Genomic DNA, 16,291 nt, shown 5'->3' with positions numbered 1-16,291 from the left:
TCGTGCTAGGTCAGGCCGATCCGCTTGTCATCGGCCTTGTGACATCCGGGGAACGATTGCGACAAGGCTGTGACGATTCGGCAACATGGCGCCATGGTTGCCAGCACCGGCGCCACCCCCTAGGGCCATGCGCATGATCCTCTCCTCCTACGAACGGATGATCGCCCGGCGCTATCTGCTGCCGGGCAAGGGCGAGGCGTTCATCTTCCTCGTCGCCTCGATCAGCCTCGTCGCGGTGATGCTCGGCGTCGCCGCGCTCGTCATCGTCATGAGCGTGATGAACGGCTTTCGCGCCGAACTGTTCGACAAGATCGTCGGCCTGAACGGCCATGCGGTGATCCAGGGTGTGGGCGGTCGTCTGCCCGACTGGCGCGAGATCATGGCGCAGGCCAAGGCGACGCCGGGCGTCACTTCGGCGGTGCCGCTGATCGAGCAGCCGCTGATGACGACCTATAACGGCCGTGTGGAGGCGGTGCTGGTGCGCGGCATGCGCGTCGACGACATCCGCCACAATTCGACGATCCAGAGCAAGGTGGTGATGGGCAGCCTCGCCAGCATTACGCCGGGCAGCGGCCGGATCGCGATCGGATCCCGCCTCGCCGAGTCCCTGGGCGCCGAAGTCGGCAGCGAAATCTCGCTCATCAGCCCGCAAGGCCAGACGACGCCCTTCGGCACGGTGCCGCGGATCATCACCTATACCGTCGGCGCGATCTTCGAGATCGGCGTGTACGATTACGACAAGGCCTATGTGGTGATGCCGATCGAGGATGCGCAGACGCTGCTCCTGATGGGCGATGCTGCCGGCATGGTCGAGGTGAACACGGTCGATCCCGATCGCGTGGGTGCGATCCTCGCGCCGCTCGCGCCCAAGCTTGGCGGTCGTGCGGTGATCCAGGATTGGCGGGCGATGAACGCGCAACTGTTCGAGGCGCTGGCGGTCGAGCGGGTGGCGATGTTCACCGTGCTGTCGATCATCATCCTGGTCGCGGTGTTCAACATCCTGTCGTCGCTCATCATGCTGGTGCGCGCCAAGACGCGCGACATCGCCATCCTGCGCACGATGGGCGCGACGCGCGGCGGACTGATGCGGATCTTCATGGTGGTGGGCACCACGATCGGTGCGCTCGGCACGGTGGCGGGGCTGGGGCTCGGCTTCGTGTTCCTCTTCTACCGGCAGGGCGTGGTGAATTTCGTCCAGTTCGTCACCGGCCAGAATTTGTGGGATCCCTCGATCCGCTATCTTACCGAGCTGCCGTCGAAGACCGACCCGGTCGAGGTGCTGGTCATCACGCTGATGGCGCTGGGATTCAGCTTTCTGGCCACGCTTTATCCGGCGTGGAAGGCGGCGAGCACCGATCCCGTTCAGGTGCTGCGTTATGAATGAAGCGAGAGCGTCCGTCCTGCAGACCGCCGGTCTCGCGCGGCATTTCGTTCAGGGTGGCGAGCGGATCGACGTGCTGCGCGGTGTCGATCTGTCGGTCGGCGCGGGCGAGATCGTGGCGCTGCTCGGCCCATCGGGCTCGGGCAAATCGACGCTGCTCCAGGCGGTCGGCCTGCTCGAGGGCGGCTTCGAGGGATCGATCCGGATCGCGGGCGCCGAGGCGGCGAAGCTCGATGCGCATGGCCGCACCGTGGTGCGCCGGGACTCGCTCGGCTTCGTCTATCAGTTCCACCATCTGCTCCCCGACTTCAACGCGACCGAGAATGTAGTCCTGCCGCAGATGGTGAAGGGCGTGGATCGCGCGGAGGCCGATGCGCGCGCCCGCGACCTGCTGACGCAATTGGGGCTGGGCCACCGGCTCACGCATCGGCCGAGCCAGCTCTCGGGTGGCGAGCAGCAGCGCGTGGCGGTGGCCCGCGCGCTCGCCAACCGCCCTGCGCTGGTGCTGGCGGACGAGCCGACCGGCAATCTCGACGAACACACCGCCGATCTCGTGCTGGCCGAGTTCCTGCGCCTCGTCCGCGAGGAAGGCTCCGCCGCGCTGGTGGCGACGCACAACGAACGGCTGGCGGCGAAGATGGACCGGGTGGTGCGCCTGCACGAGGGGGTGCTGGCATGAGCGACTGGCGCGAAACGCCGACGCTGATCGGCCGCCACGTCACGCTGCGCCCGCTTGAGCGAGCGGACCGGGATGCGATCGTTTCGGCCTTCGCGGTCGGGCTCGAAGACGTGTTCGCGACAATCGTTCCCGACGCGGCGACGATCGAAGGTTGGTACGATCGGCTGGAAAGCGAACGGCAGGCTGGACGGGCGCTGCCGTTCACGGTGGTGGATCGTGACGGTCGCGTGGTGGGCGTCACCCGCTTCATGCGGATGGCCGAGGCGCATTGCCGGCTTGAGATCGGTGGCACCGTCTATGCTCGCGCGGTGCACCGCACCGGCGTCAACACCGACGCCAAGCGGTTGCTGCTCGGCCACGCCTTCGATGCTCTTGGCTGCCGCTGCGTGCAGCTGCGAACCAATTTCCTCAACCGGTCGTCCCGTGCGGCGATCGAGCGACTGGGCGCTCGAATGGACGGCGTGCTGCGCGGCCATATGGTGACGCCCGACGGCGCGTCGCGCGACAGTGTGGTTTATTCCATCCTCGCCCATGAATGGCCGCAGGTGCGGCGCAATCTGGATGGATTGCTGCGGAGGCACGAATGACGGCAGTTACCGCATTCACGGTGAAAGACGCGCGTGGCGAGCCGGTGAGCCTTAAGGCCCAAGCGGGCAAGGTGCTGCTGATCGTCAACACTGCGTCCAAATGCGGGTTCACGCCGCAATATGCCAAGCTGGAGGAACTGCACCGCAGATATGCTCCCCAAGGCTTCACCGTACTCGGTTTTCCCTGCAACCAGTTCGGCGCGCAGGAGCCGGGCGATGCGGCGGAGATCGCCAGCTTCTGCTCGCTCACCTATGACGTGACGTTCCCGCTCTTCGCCAGGATCGACGTCAACGGACCGGCGGCCGACCCGCTGTTCGTCGCGCTCAAGGATGCCGCACCGGGGCTGCTGGGTTCGAAGGCGATCAAGTGGAACTTCACCAAGTTCCTGGTCGATCGCGACGGGCGGGTGGTGAAACGCTACGCGCCCACCACCAAGCCGGCCGATATCGAAGCGGACATCGCCGCGTTGCTGTAGCCTTTAGACCGCGAAGGCCGCGGCGCCCTTGCGGTGTGCCAGCGCCGAGATGATCGACGTGATCCCGCCGAACAGGAAGCTGATCCCCAGGATATACCCCGGCAGCGTCAGCGCCGACCAGGGCATCGTGCCGAGCACGAACAGCGCGAGCAGGATATTGACCAGCCCAAGGGCGATCAGCATGCCGCGGTGACGCCGCGACTTCGTGCCCCAATAAAGCTCCAGCGCGCCGCGTGCGCCGAGCCAGATCGCCACCAGCAACGTGAGCGACAGCGCACCCGTCGCGGGCTCGAAGATCATGACGAGCCCGATCACGAGCGCCACGATCCCGAGCAGCGTGGCATAGACTCGTCCCTCATGCCCACGCCCGAAAATCCCCGCGCCGATCGAGACCGCCCCGGCGGCGAGCAGGAACGCTCCGATGATGAGCGTGGCCGCGATCGTCGCGGAGAAGGGCCATGCGAACGCCATCAGACCGAGGATGGCCGAGACGATACCCGATGCCAGCACCCATCCCCAACCCGCCCCGATCGGGTGGGTGGCATCGGCATAGGTGACGTTGCGTCCGACATCGTCGCGCGGGTCGGTCATGTTCATCCTCCGGTCGATCATCGAACGGGCCGCCCGGTCGCCGGTTCCGGCGCTGGTCGAATCGCGGGCAAGCGCCTAGGGTCGAGCGATGCATGCAGGCTTCGTTCCGCTTCGGATTTTTTCGTCCTACACGATGCTCGACGGGGCCATCGAGCCCAAGGCGATCGCGAAACAGGCGCGGAGCCTCGGTTTCCCCGCGGCGGCGCTCACCGATCGCAACGGGCTCTATGCGGCGATGGCGTTTTCCGATGCCGCCAAGAAGGATGGCGTCCAGCCGATCATCGGCACGATGCTGTCGGTGTCGCGGCCGGACATGCCCGACGGCGTCGAGGCGCCGATCGACTGGATCGCGCTCTACGCACAGGACGCGCGGGGCTATGACAATCTGTGTGCGCTAGTCTCGGCCGCGCATCTCGACCGGCCGATCGAGCAGGCGGCGCACGTCTCCTTTGCGACGCTGGAGGGGCGTAGCGACGGGTTGATCGCGCTGACGGCGGGCGGCGAGGGGGCACTCGCGCGGCTCTTCGCGGATGGCCAGCCGGCGCGTGCCGAAGCCTATGCGGACCGGTTGCAGGCGCTGTTCGGCGACCGGCTCTTCGTTGAGATCGCACGGCGCGGCGATGCCACCGAACAGGCGTCCGAGGCGGCGCTGATCGAACTGGCCTACGCCCGCGGCCTGCCGCTCGTCGCGACCAATCCCTGTTGCTTCAGCGAAACCGCGTTCGGCGATGCGCACGACGTGATGCTGTGCATCGCAAGCTCGAGCTATGTCGAAACCAAGGATCGTCCGCGGAGCTGCCCCGAGGCCTGGCTGAAGCCGGCCGACACGATGAAGGCGCTCTTCTCGGACCTGCCCGAAGCCGTGGCGAACACGCTGGTCGTCGCGCAGCGCTGCGCGGTGATGGCGCCCTATCGCAAGCCGATCCTGCCGACGCTTGCGGGCGATCTCGCGGGCGAGGCGCAGATGCTGCGCGACGATGCCGCCGCCGGGCTGGAGGCGCGGCTGGATCGTATCGCGGCGCTTCACGGCGAGGGCGAGGCCGGGTGGCGCGACGTGTATCGCGAACGGCTGAAATTCGAAGTTGACGTCATCGTCCAGATGGGGTTTCCCGGCTATTTCCTGATCGTCGCCGATTTTATCAAATGGGCCAAGGATCACGATATCCCGGTGGGTCCGGGTCGTGGCTCGGGCGCGGGCTCGGTGGTTGCCTGGGCGCTGACGATCACCGATCTCGATCCGATCAAGCTCGGGCTGTTGTTCGAACGGTTCCTCAATCCGGAACGCGTGTCGATGCCCGACTTCGACATCGATTTCTGCGAAACGCGGCGCGGCGAAGTCATCCGCTACGTCCAGGAAAAATACGGCCGCGATCAGGTCGCGCAGATCATCACCTTCGGAAAGCTGAAGGCGCGCGCGGTGCTCAAGGACACCGGCCGCGTGCTCCAGATGAGCTATGGCCAGGTCGATCGGCTCGCCAAGCTGATCCCCAACCATCCGACCGATCCCTGGACGCTGGAGCGCACGCTGAACGGCGTGGGCGAGTTCGCGAAGGAATATGCGAACGACAATCAGGTTCGCCGCCTGATCGATCTGGCGATGAAGCTGGAGGGACTGCCCCGGCACAGCTCGACTCACGCGGCGGGCGTGGTGATCGGCGACCGCCCGCTTGCGCAACTCGTCCCGCTCTATCGCGATCCGCGCTCCGACATGCCCGTCACCCAGTTCGACATGAAATATGTCGAGGGTGCCGGGCTGGTGAAGTTCGACTTTCTCGGGCTCAAGACGCTGTCGGTGCTGCAGAAGGCCGTGCAGCTTCTCGCCAAACGCGGCGTGACGATCGATCTGGACGCGCTCGAATGGGACGATGCCGCCGTCTATGCGCTGCTGCAGAAGGGCGACACCGTGGGGGTGTTCCAGCTCGAATCCGAGGGCATGCGGCGGACGCTGTCGGCGGTGCGCCCGTCCAATTTCGGCGACATCATCGCGCTCGTGTCGCTGTACCGGCCGGGGCCGATGGACAACATCCCGAGCTTCGGCCGCCGCAAACAGGGCACCGAGCCGATCGTCTACCCGCACAAGCTGCTGGAGCCGATCCTGTCGGAAACCTACGGCATCTTCGTCTATCAGGAACAGGTAATGCAGGCCGCCCAGGTGCTGGCGGGCTACAGCCTCGGCGGCGCGGACATGCTGCGGCGCGCGATGGGCAAGAAGATCAAGGCGGAGATGGACGCGCAGCGCGCGGGCTTCGTCGAAGGCTGCCTGAAGGTGAACGGGATCAAGGCCGCGGAGGCCAATGCGCTGTTCGACCTGATCGACAAATTCGCCGGCTATGGCTTCAACAAGAGCCACGCCGCTGCCTATGCGTTGCTCGCCTATCAGACGGCCTGGCTGAAGGCGCACCATCCGCACGATTTCTACGCCGCGTCGATGTGCTACGACATGGCGCAGACCGACAAGCTCGCCATCTTCGTCGACGATGCGCGGCGCATGGGGGTCACCATGCTGCCACCGTGCATCAACGCCAGCGCGGCCGATTTCGACGTGCAGCCCACCAGCGACGGGCTGGGCGTCCGCTTCGCGCTCGGCGCGCTGAAATCGGTCGGCGAGGGCGCGATGGAAAAGCTCGTCGTCGAACGCAGCAATGGGCCCTTTGCCGGGCTGGACGATCTGGCCAAGCGCGTCGATCCCCGCCTGCTGAACAAGCGCCAGCTCGAGACGCTGGCGGCGGCGGGCGCCTTCGACGCGCTGGAGCCGAACCGCGCCGGCATCCACGCCGTGGCCGAGACGATCCTGGCGATCGCGGCGCGCATCCACGATCAGAAGGTCAGCGGCCAGGGCGGGTTGTTCGGCGAGAGCGAGCCGGCCGGCGACGCGATCCGGCTGCCGCCGGGTGCGCGGTGGACGCTCAGCGAGCGGATGGAGCAGGAAAAGGAAGCCTTCGGCTTTTATTTCTCGGCGCATCCGGTCGATCGGCACGCGCATATCGCCCGCGCGCATGGCGCCCGCGCCTTCAGCGCGCTGGCTGAACTCGCCATCCCCGACGACGGCAGCCGGGCGGGCGCGACGATGGCGGTGCTGGTCGAGGATGCGCGCTGGCGAACCTCGGCGCGTGGCAAACGCTACATGATGGCGCAACTGTCGGATGCGAGCGGCCAGTTCGTCGCGACCTGTTTCGACGATGCGGTGGCCAAGGATCTGGAGGAGGCGGCGCGGGCCGGGGGCTGCGGGCTGGCCACGGTCGAGCTGGACCGGCGGCCGGGCGAGGATACGCCGCGTGTGACGGTCAAGCGGCTCCAGCCGTTCGAGGGATTGGCCAACACCGCCCGCTTCGTGGCGACCGTGACCGTGACCGACATGGCGGCGCTGGAGAGGCTGTCGGCGCTGTTCGCCGATCATCGTGGGGCGCGGGGCGAGGTGCGGGCAAGGCTGCCGCTTGGCGATGGCCGCACGGTCACGCTGTTGCTCGCCCGCGACGTCCGGCTCGACGAGGAGCTTGCAGGCCATATCGAGTCGTTGCACGGTGTCGGCGGCGTGACGCTCGAGACCTCGCAGACGAGGCTGGCGCTCGTCGGATAGGTGCGGTTCCGGCCGGGCTCGGGAGATGGTGATGCTTGGCGCGATGCAGGATTTCGAACTGAGGGTGCCCCGGCTGATCGATCATGCCGCGCGGGAACATGGCAGCCGCGCGATCGTCACGCGCTGGGCCGACGGACGCGAGACGCGGACGAACTGGGCCGGCATCGCGCACGACGCCAGAAGGCTGGCCCAGGCGCTCGAAACGCTCGGCATGAAGCCGGGCGACCGGATCGCGACGCTGGGCATGAACCATGCGCATCATCTGGCCGCGTGGTACGGCGTGATCGGGATGGGCGGGATCGTGCACACGATCAACCCGCGCCTGTTCGACGAGCAGCTCGTCTATATCGCCAACCATGCCGAAGACCGCGTGTTGCTGTACGACCGCGCCTTCGCGCCGCTGGTCGAACGGCTCCGCGCCCGCTGGACGACGATCGAGCATTTCGTGATGTTCGATGGTGACGGTCCCGATGGGTATGACGCGTTCCTCGCGCCCCATGATGGCGATTACGCTTGGGTGGAGGGCGACGAGCGCGATCCGTGCATGCTCTGCTATACGAGCGGGACGACGGGCGATCCCAAGGGCGTGCTTTACGAGCATCGCTCGACCCTGCTTCATGCGATGGCGGAGGTGGCGCCCGCGGTTATGAACCTGTCGTCGCGCTCGGTGGCGTTGCCCGTGGTGCCGATGTTCCATGCCGCGGCCTGGGGGCTGCCGTTCGCCGGCGCGCTGGCGGGCGTCACGTTTGTGTTGTCCGCGGTGAACGATGCCGCGGTCCTGTGCGCGCTGATGAACGCCGAGCGAGTGACGCATTCGGCCGGCGTGCCGACGGTCTGGCTCGCGCTGTTCGGCCATATCGATGCCACCGGCGAGGCGCCACGCTATCTGGAGCAGGTGACGATCGGCGGTTCGGCGGCACCGCGCGCGATGATCGAGCGGATCATGAACATGGGCGTTCGCGTGGCGCATCTCTGGGGCATGACCGAGACCTCGCCGATCGGGACCGCCGGATCGCCGCCGCCCGAATGGGATATGATGACGCCCACCGCGCAGATCGACCTGGTGTGCAAACAGGGACAGATCCCGTTCGGCATCGAGCTGCGGATCGTGGATGACGCGGGCGTCTCGCTGCCGCGCGACGGCGTCGCTTCGGGACGGTTGCAGGTGCGCGGGCCCTGGGTGGTGAAGCGCTATTTCCGGGCTGAGCGCGACGCGGTCGATGCGGACGGATGGTTCGACACGGGCGATGTGGCGGTGCTGCACCCCGACGGGTCGATGCAGATCACCGACCGTTCCAAGGACGTCATCAAGTCGGGCGGGGAGTGGATCAGCTCGGTCGAGCTGGAAAATGCCGCGATGGGCTGTCCGGGCGTGGCGGAAGCCGCCGCGATCGGGTTGCCGCATCCCAAATGGGACGAGCGCCCGCTGCTGCTGGTCGTGCGAAAGCCGGGTGCCACCGTCACCGACGCCGATGTGCTCGCGCATCTGGCCGGGCATGTCGCGCGATGGTGGCTGCCCGATGCGGTGGTCTTCGTCGAATCCTTGCCGCATACCGCGACGGGGAAGTTGCTGAAACTGGCACTGCGCGAGCAGTATAAGGACTTCCCCGTCGCGGCGTGACCGTCAGCGCTGGTCGCTGTTCATGCCGTTCTCGCCAGGCTTTTCCGTTCCGCCATTTTCGGCGTTGTTTCCGTAGCCTGCACCCGATTCCTCGGTAACGGACTCATCATCCTGATCGGGGGTCGGCGCGGTGTTCGGGTCGGTCATCATGTCCACTCCTTGCTGCCTGCCTCGAACGAGCGGTCGGCCCGCTGCGTTCCTCAGAACAGTTCGCCTTGCGGCCCTGTGGGCGGTCGGAACAGGTCGGTGCGGAGACTCAGCCGTTCGCGGTTGAGCCCATGGCGGCGGCAGGCGATGCGGAACCGCGTCTGCAGCAGCTCGGCCCAGGGCCCGCTCCCGCGCATCCGCGTGAAGAAGGCGGGATCATTGTCCCGCCCGCCACGCATCGCCGCGATCGTCGCCATCACCTTGGCGGCGCGATCGGGAAAATGCGTGTCGAGCCACGCACGGAACAGCGGTGCAACCTCGTGCGGCAGGCGGACGGGAATGAAGAAACAGCCACGTGCGCCGGCCTGCGCGGCACGCTCGACCAGATGCTCGATCTCGTGATCGGTGATGGCGGGGATCACGGGCGCGATCGCGACATGCGTCGGGATGCCCCCATCGACGAGGCGCCGCACCGCCGCCAGCCGGCGTTCGGGCGTCGGCGCGCGCGGCTCGAGCGTGGCGGCGAGCTGGCGGTCGAGCGAGGTCACCGAGATCGCGACCGAGACGAGGCCCTTTTCCGCCATCGGCACCAGAAGATCGAGATCGCGCACCACCCGATCCGATTTGGTGGTGATGGTCAGCGGGTGGTTCGTCTCGGCGAGGATCGCGATCAGCGCCCGCGTGATGCGCCACTCCGCCTCGATCGGCTGATAGGGATCGGTGTTCGTGCCCAGCGCGATCGGCGCGACCGCATAGCTCGGGCGGGCGAGTTCGGCGCGCAGGAGATCGGGCGCATCCGGCTTCGCGAACAGGCGGCTTTCGAAGTCCACGCCCGGCGACAGGTCGAGATAGGCATGCGTCGGGCGCGCGAAGCAATAAATGCAGCCATGTTCGCAGCCACGGTACGGATTGATCGAGCGATCGAAGCCGATGTCGGGCGAGGCGTTGCGGCTGATGATCGTCCGCGGATGCTCCACGGTGACCATGGTGCGCACCGGCGGCGGCGCGCCGTCCAGATCCTCACGCGCATCGGCCCAGTCGCCATCCGGTTCGGTGCGCGGCAAGGCGAACCGCGCGCTCGCGTGGTTGAGCGTCGCGCCGCGGACGGGACGAATTCTGGCCATACGGCGAGAATAGCACTCCGCCGGAACATAGCAAGAACGATCAGCCGGCGGCGATCGCCGCCAGCACCTGCGCCGCAAGCTCCGGGCGGCAGATCAGCAGATCGGGCAGCAGCGGGTCGGCGCAATTGTACACGAGCGGGCGGCCGTCGATCCGCGACGCGTGGAACCCCGCCGCCAGCGCGACCGCCACCGGCGCGCAATTGTCCCATTCGAACTGACCGCCATCGTGGAGATAGATCTCGGCATCACCCGCCACAACCGCCATCGCCTTTGCCCCCGCCGAGCCCATCGCGATCGTGTCCGCCCCGATCGCCTCGGCCACTCGCAACGCAATCCCGGGCGGGCGCGAGCGGCTGACGACCATCCGCGGGCGGGCGGGAAGGGGCCCATGCGGCACGCGCGCATCGTCCGTCGCGAAGACCGTCCCGGTCGCGGGCAGCGCCACCGCGCCGATCTGGGCCGCACCGTCGATCGCCAGCGCCACATGGACCGCCCAGTCCGCGCGGCCCTCGGCATATTCGCGCGTGCCGTCCAACGGATCGACGATCCACACCCGGCTGTGCGCGCAACGCCGCCGATCGTCGCCCGCTTCTTCGGACAGGATATGGTCGCCCGGCCGCTCGGCACGGAGCCGCGCGAGGATCGCCGCATTGGCTTCCGCGTCGCCAGCCGCGCCCAGCGCCTTGCCCTCCAGATCGCCGCGCAGGCGGATCGCGCAGAGCAGCCGGCCGGCTTCCTCTGCGACACTTCGGGCGAGAGCGGCGTCGGAGATCGTCATGGCGCGATCATGCCACGCGCCGCTGCGGCGGGCGAGTGCTCAATCCAGCGCCGCGCGCTCTACCGAGTCGAGGATGCGCGCGCCGGCCATGAAGACGGCGACGGGGCAGCAGGCGAACAGTGCCCAGCCGCCATAGCCGGGATATTGCTGCAGATAGTGCATCCCGCGCTCGATCGATCCCGCGCCAAGGCCGTAGATGACGAGGAACGCCTCGAACTTGGTCTTGATGACGAACAGGCGTGCCAGACGAATTCCCATGCCAACTGGTTAAGCACACACCGTGCCACCCACGGTTTCGGGCCGGTCCCGCGTTGACGAACAAGGTTACCCGTCAATTAACCCGACACCCTTGATGGAGGCGTCGAGCGATGCCGGATCGATCCCCAGCTCCTCCAGCAGCGCGAGGCGGGCTCGCTTCGCGGCGGGCCAGGCGCCCAGCCGGGCATGGTCGTCGGCATCCACCCGCTCGGGCCAATGCGCGGCGATCACGGTGGCGATCCGGTCGAGCTTGGCATGATCGACCAGAAAGCGCGGATCGACGGTGGCGGGATCGCACACCACGCGCAGCCGCAGGCAGGCGGGGCCGCCACCGTTCGCCATCGATTCGCGCACGTCCACGGCGACGAGTTCGCGGATCGGGCCGTTGCCCGCCACGAGCGTTTCGAGCCAGCGCCAGACATGCGGCCGGTCGCGCGCTTCGGTGGGCAGCACCAGCGCCATGCCGCCTTCTCGCCGCGTGACGAGCTGGGCGTTGAACAGATAGCTGCCGATCGCGTCGGCCAGGCTGATCGCCGCCGCGGGCACCTCGACGATCGCGACCGAGGGCAGCCGGTCTCGCAGCGCGTCGTACAGGCGATGGCGATCGGCAAAGGCCTGTTCGTGCGTGAACAGCACCTGTTCGTTGGCGACCGCGACGACGTCGTTGTGGAACGCGCCGGCGGCGATCGCCTCGGGCGCCTGCGCCACATGGAGCGTTTGCGCGGGATCGAGCCCGTGGCGGCGCGCGATCGCCGCGCCGGCTTCGCGGTGCTGGCGGGCGGGAAAGCGTCCGCCGGGAATGCCGTGCACGAAGATCTCGACGCCCGGTGCGCCGTGCGCGGGCGCCAGCCGCATATGGTTGGCCGCGCCCTCGTCGCCAAAACAGGGCGGCACCGGCGCGTGAACTGCGAAGTGGCGATCGTCGGCGAAGGCGAGCCGGATCTGGGCGAGCGTCTCGGGCCATTCGTGCGAGCGGTGCGGCATGGTGACGAGATTGGCGACGCTCAGATGGCAGAGGCCGTCGCCGGTATCGGGCGCGGGGGAGACGGTGGCGGCGTTGGCGGCCCACATCGCCGAGGCCGAACTCGCCATCGCCCAGAGCCCGGCGGCGCGATCCGGGGCGGCGCCGAGGCGCGCGAGCCACGCCGTATCGGGCCGTCGGTGGGGAAGCAGAACGCCCTGCACCAGCCCCAGGTCGAGCGCCGCGCGCATCTTGGCGACGCCTTGAAGCGCGGCGGCGCGGGGGTGGGAGACGGCGCCGGCATGCGCGGTGGCCGCCAGATTGCCGGGGCTCAGCCCTGCATAATTGTGCGTCGGGCCGACGATCCCGTCGAAGTTGATCTCGACGAGGCTCATAGCCGCGCCACATGGCTGACGGCTTCGTCCTCCGCCACGCCCAGCGTCTCGGCGCATGCGCGGGACAGCATGATGCCCCCGTCCGCCGCGCGCACATGGCCATAGGCGCAGCGGAATGCCGCGAGCCGCCCCGTCGCCACCAGCGCTTCCATGCCGCCGCCCTCGTCGTCGATCGCCACGATCCGGTCCGTCCGGGCATCGCGGATCGCCTTCACCTGGTCGGTGCGCGCGGTCATCGTCGGGCCGCCGTCGAAGATGTCGATATAATTCTCGAAGCGGAACCCCTCGTTTTCCAGCATCCGCATGGCGGCGCGGCCCGAGGGGTGCGGCAGGCCGATCGCGGCCCGCGCCGCCTCGGACAGCATGGCGGTGTAGATCGGGTGCTTGGGCATCAGGTCGGCGATGAACTGATGGCCGTTGACCGCATTGAAGCGGTCCGCGTCCTGGAAGTTCATGCCGAAGAACCGCCCTGCCAGCCCGTCCCAGAAGGGCGACCCGCCGGCCTCGTCGATGATGCCGCGCAGTTCGGCGAGCACGCGATCGGCGAACCGCGCGCGGTGTGCCCGAATGAACAGATAGCGCGCGCGGGCGAGCAGCAGGCCCAGGCCGCCGGCGCGCTCACCCGGATGAAGGAACAGGCCGCCGACCTCGCTCGATCCCTCGAGATCGGTGGTGAGGCTCAGCATCTCGGCGCGGAAGGTGCGCGACAGCGCGCGGCTGTGCTGCGTCAGGGTGCCCAGCCGATAGCTGTAGAACGGATGCAACTGCCCGACATGCGTGAAGATCTGGCAGGTGCCGCGCACCTCGCCGGTCTGCGCATTCTCCAGCACCAGCACGAACAGTTCGTCGGCGATGCTGTCGACGTCGCTGGCGAACGCCGCATGGCTACGATCGAGCTTGGCCTTCAGCGCTACGCGATCAGGCGGCAGGTTGGTGAAGCCGCCACCCGTCAGCTTGGCCATTTCATAGAGGTGCGCGAGATCCTCGTCGCGCGCGGCCCGGATGCGGAAGGTCAAACCCGGCCCCTTTCGGCGATGTGGAGGAGAATGCGGGTCGACAGCGCGGCACGCTCGGCAAGGCTTTCCGGGATCAGATACTCGTCCGGCGAGTGGATCGCGCCGCCGCGCACGCCCATCGTGTCGACCACCGGCACGCCCGCCGCGGCGATCAGATTGCCGTCGCACACCCCGCCGGTGTCACGCCAGGCGATGGCGAGGCCCAGCTCGGCGCCGCTTTCGCGCACCAGCGCGAACAGCCGCGCGGCGCCCGCGTCGATTGGCTTGGGTGGTCGGTTGAAGCTGCCATGGACGCGTATGTCTACGCCGTGCGCCGCGGCGACCGCGGCGGTGGCGGCATCCAGATGCGCCTGCGCACGCACGATCGCGGCATGATCGGCGGGCCGGAAATTGATGCGCAGCACCGCCAGATCGGGCACGACATTGTTGGGGCCGCCGCCCTCGATCCGCGCCGGGTTGACGGACAGACCGGGCGACGTGGCCGCGGCGAGCCGCACCGCGAGATCGGCGGCCGCGACGATCGCGTTGCGGCCCTCGTCCGGGTTGCGGCCGGCATGGGCGCTGCGCCCGCGCACCACGATCGAGAAATTGCCCGTGCCGCCGCGTGCGCCCGCCAGCGTTCCGTCGGCAAGCGCGGGTTCGTAGGTGAGCGCCGCCATCTTGCCGCGGGCGGCCTTGGCGATCAGCCCCGCCGAGGCGAAGGAGCCCGTCTCCTCGTCCGATCCGATCACCACCGCATAGCCGATCCGGTCGGCGAGCGGGCTGGTCTCCAGCGCCCGCAGCGCGGCGAGCATCACCGCGAGGCCGCCCTTCATGTCCGCGACTCCCGGGCCGTTCAGATGGCCCTCGGGCGTGTAGGCGAGTGACTGGAAAGGGTGATCGGCGGGATACACCGTGTCCATATGCCCGGTCAGCAGCACTTGCACCGGTGCCTGCGGGCGGACGACCAGATGCAGGTGCCTCCCATGATCGATCGCCGCGACCGTGCCATCGGCGCCCACCTGTTCGGCCGCAGCGGGATCGACCAGCGCGAGATCGCCCGGCAGGACGGCGAACGCATCCGCCAGCACACCCACCATCGTCGCCAGCCCCGCCAGATTGCGCGTGCCGCTGTTGATCGCCGCCCAGGCCTCCACCTGCGCGAGCATCGGGGCGGCACGGGCATGGTCGAGCGCGTGGGCGTGAGTGAGCGTCATCCCTCGACCCTAGAGCATCGGCGGATGGAGGTGAACGGCTAGAAGGTGTAAACCAGACCGGCGCGGCTGGTGGTGTTGGTGCGCACCGATCCGATCGGCGGCTCGCTTTCATACTGAATGTTGTACGACAGCTGCGCCGACAGGGGGCCGATCAGCTTTGCGCTGACCGCGCTGGTGCCGCCGAGCGAACTGTCATAGCGCTGGAGATAGGCGGACGCGGCCTGGGTGAAGGTCAGCCCCGGCGTCAACTGCCATTTGAAGTTCAGCGTGCCGCGCGCGGCGGGGCTCGCCTGTTCGGTCTGGTCGGTGAAGCTCGTATCGCGAAACGCCGGCCCGAGTTCGAGATCGAGCGCCATGCCCGGCCGCTTGATCGCGCTGTAGCCAAGGCCCACCGACGCCGAATAGCGATCGAGGAAACCCAGCGTCCGGTCGCTTTCATATTGCGTCGCGCCATAGACATAGGCGCGGTCGTCGATCTTGTAGTTGGGCTCGTAGCTGGCGAGGAAATGGCGCCGCGTCGTGACGCCCAGGCTTTCCTGATAATCGATCTGGCCATGGAATTTCTGGCGCCAGCGAATGCCCTCGCGCGTGGCCGAGACGGCGCCGGTCACGCCCTCGGTCTCGCTGCTGCCCGTCGTCAGGAATCCGCCCAGTTCGGCCTTGCCCGACCAGAGATCGAGGAAATTGGCCTGGCGGATATGCTCGGTGCGCTGGTCGTCGCGCGCGTGGCGCCAGGCATCGGCGACCGCCAGCACCGCATCGCCGCTGAGCGGATCGGCGGCGCGCGCATATTTGACGATCGTCGCGATGTCGCTCTCGTTCCCGCTGGCCAGCGCCGCATCGAGCATCGCCCGGATCGTCTCGGGGATCGGTACGTTCGCCGGATCCGGCGCGGGTGCGTTCGCCATGGCGACGGGCAGGATGAGCAGGGCGGCGAACATACGGGTCACGCCAGCCTGTCTAACGTCGGCATCGTGGCGTGCAAACCGGTCAGCGATGCGGCGATGCGGTGAGATGTGGTGCGAAAGCGGCGAGCACGTCCTCGTAGAGCGCGCGCTTGAACGGCACGATGAGCATGGGCAACTCCGCCGGGTCGATCCACCGCCAGGCGCGGAATTCGGGATGCTTGGTCGCGATGTTCACGTCGCTGTCGGTGCCGTTGAAGCGGAAGAGGAACCAGCGCTGACGCTGGCCGCGCCACTTGCCCTTCCACACCTTGCCGACGAGTTCGGGGGGCAGGTCATAGGTGAACTCGCCGGGCGCCTGGGCGATCAGCTCGATCTGGTCGGGCGCGATGCCGGTCTCCTCGCCCAGCTCGCGGATCGCGGTGTCGAGCGGATCCTCGCCGGGATCGATCCCGCCCTGCGGCATCTGCCACGCCTCCAGCGTCGAGTCGCAGCGTTGCCCGACGAACACCTGGCCTTCGCGGTTCAGCAGCATGACGCCCGCGCAGGGGCGATAGGGAAGGCTGGTCGGATCGATCGTCATTCTCTCACTCCGTGCA

Annotated in this window: 16 protein-coding genes; 6 read left to right on the top strand and 10 right to left on the bottom strand. The window is 68.0% G+C overall.

Features of this window, described 5'->3' with window-relative positions:
• The first annotated feature begins 133 nt into the window (after positions 1-133).
• The 4 genes from OXQ95_RS06495 to OXQ95_RS06480 are packed head-to-tail and all read left to right on the top strand — an operon-like array spanning position 134 to position 3,123.
• Positions 134-1,384: a lipoprotein-releasing ABC transporter permease subunit gene (locus OXQ95_RS06495; protein WP_242095821.1), complete on the top strand. Its 1,251-nt coding sequence runs from the start codon at positions 134-136 to the stop codon at positions 1,382-1,384.
• Positions 1,377-2,060 carry an ABC transporter ATP-binding protein gene (locus OXQ95_RS06490; protein ID WP_267380775.1) on the top strand — a complete coding sequence of 228 codons (684 nt, stop codon included), beginning with the start codon at positions 1,377-1,379 and terminating at the stop codon, positions 2,058-2,060. Before OXQ95_RS06495 ends, OXQ95_RS06490 begins: the two co-directional genes overlap by 8 nt.
• Positions 2,057-2,647, top strand: a complete 591-nt coding sequence (locus OXQ95_RS06485) for a GNAT family protein (protein WP_267380773.1) — start codon at positions 2,057-2,059, stop codon at positions 2,645-2,647. The genes OXQ95_RS06490 and OXQ95_RS06485 overlap by 4 nt, the downstream gene beginning before the upstream one ends.
• Positions 2,644-3,123 (top strand): glutathione peroxidase, encoded by a 480-nt coding sequence (locus OXQ95_RS06480; RefSeq protein WP_267380771.1) that lies wholly within the window; start codon positions 2,644-2,646, stop codon positions 3,121-3,123. The genes OXQ95_RS06485 and OXQ95_RS06480 overlap by 4 nt, the downstream gene beginning before the upstream one ends.
• 3 nt (positions 3,124-3,126) lie before the next feature.
• Here the strand turns inward: OXQ95_RS06480 and OXQ95_RS06475 are convergent, their stop codons facing one another.
• The gene (locus tag OXQ95_RS06475; RefSeq protein WP_267380769.1) at positions 3,127-3,714 is read right to left on the bottom strand and encodes an HdeD family acid-resistance protein; all 588 of its coding nucleotides are present in this window, start codon (positions 3,712-3,714) and stop codon (positions 3,127-3,129) included.
• A gap of 88 nt (positions 3,715-3,802) precedes the next feature.
• Here OXQ95_RS06475 and dnaE point away from each other — a divergent pair, with 88 nt between their 5' ends.
• Both dnaE and OXQ95_RS06465 read left to right on the top strand, forming a co-directional pair.
• Entirely contained in the window at positions 3,803-7,291 is a 3,489-nt protein-coding gene (gene dnaE / locus OXQ95_RS06470; RefSeq protein WP_267380767.1) for a DNA polymerase III subunit alpha, read from the top strand.
• A 31-nt stretch (positions 7,292-7,322) separates the two neighbouring features.
• On the top strand, positions 7,323-8,912 hold the full coding sequence (locus OXQ95_RS06465; protein WP_267381107.1) for a long-chain fatty acid--CoA ligase: 1,590 nt from the start codon (positions 7,323-7,325) through the stop codon (positions 8,910-8,912).
• Between the two features lie 3 nt (positions 8,913-8,915).
• On the opposite strand, the gene OXQ95_RS06460 is transcribed toward OXQ95_RS06465, so the two are convergent.
• The 9 genes from OXQ95_RS06460 to OXQ95_RS06420 all read right to left on the bottom strand — a co-directional run bounded on the left by OXQ95_RS06460 (position 8,916) and on the right by OXQ95_RS06420 (position 16,275).
• Positions 8,916-9,062, bottom strand: a complete 147-nt coding sequence (locus OXQ95_RS06460; RefSeq protein WP_267380765.1) for a hypothetical protein — start codon at positions 9,060-9,062, stop codon at positions 8,916-8,918.
• Positions 9,063-9,112: 50 nt separating this feature from the next.
• Positions 9,113-10,183, bottom strand: coding sequence for a PA0069 family radical SAM protein (locus tag OXQ95_RS06455; protein ID WP_267380763.1), 1,071 nt, complete (start codon positions 10,181-10,183; stop codon positions 9,113-9,115).
• Between the two features lie 40 nt (positions 10,184-10,223).
• The gene (locus tag OXQ95_RS06450; protein WP_267380760.1) at positions 10,224-10,961 is read right to left on the bottom strand and encodes a 3'(2'),5'-bisphosphate nucleotidase CysQ; all 738 of its coding nucleotides are present in this window, start codon (positions 10,959-10,961) and stop codon (positions 10,224-10,226) included.
• 39 nt (positions 10,962-11,000) lie between these two features.
• Positions 11,001-11,219, bottom strand: a complete 219-nt coding sequence (locus OXQ95_RS06445; protein ID WP_242095812.1) for a hypothetical protein — start codon at positions 11,217-11,219, stop codon at positions 11,001-11,003.
• A 66-nt stretch (positions 11,220-11,285) separates the two neighbouring features.
• Positions 11,286-12,575: an N-succinylarginine dihydrolase gene (locus OXQ95_RS06440; RefSeq protein WP_267380758.1), complete on the bottom strand. Its 1,290-nt coding sequence runs from the start codon at positions 12,573-12,575 to the stop codon at positions 11,286-11,288.
• Positions 12,572-13,591 (bottom strand): arginine N-succinyltransferase, encoded by a 1,020-nt coding sequence (locus OXQ95_RS06435; protein WP_242095810.1) that lies wholly within the window; start codon positions 13,589-13,591, stop codon positions 12,572-12,574. The genes OXQ95_RS06440 and OXQ95_RS06435 overlap by 4 nt, the downstream gene beginning before the upstream one ends.
• Complete coding sequence (locus OXQ95_RS06430) at positions 13,588-14,787, bottom strand: hydrolase (RefSeq protein ID WP_267380755.1); 1,200 nt, start codon at positions 14,785-14,787, stop codon at positions 13,588-13,590. The genes OXQ95_RS06435 and OXQ95_RS06430 overlap by 4 nt, the downstream gene beginning before the upstream one ends.
• A 38-nt stretch (positions 14,788-14,825) precedes the next feature.
• Positions 14,826-15,728 (bottom strand): DUF481 domain-containing protein, encoded by a 903-nt coding sequence (locus OXQ95_RS06425; protein ID WP_267381106.1) that lies wholly within the window; start codon positions 15,726-15,728, stop codon positions 14,826-14,828.
• Between the two features lie 49 nt (positions 15,729-15,777).
• Complete coding sequence (locus OXQ95_RS06420; protein WP_267380753.1) at positions 15,778-16,275, bottom strand: RNA pyrophosphohydrolase; 498 nt, start codon at positions 16,273-16,275, stop codon at positions 15,778-15,780.
• Positions 16,276-16,291 lie beyond the last annotated feature (16 nt).

Source organism: Sphingomonas sp. GC_Shp_6 (genome assembly GCF_026540835.1).
In the GTDB taxonomy this organism is placed as follows: Bacteria; Pseudomonadota; Alphaproteobacteria; order Sphingomonadales; family Sphingomonadaceae; genus Sphingomonas.
This window is presented reverse-complemented; position numbering and strand designations above follow the sequence as displayed.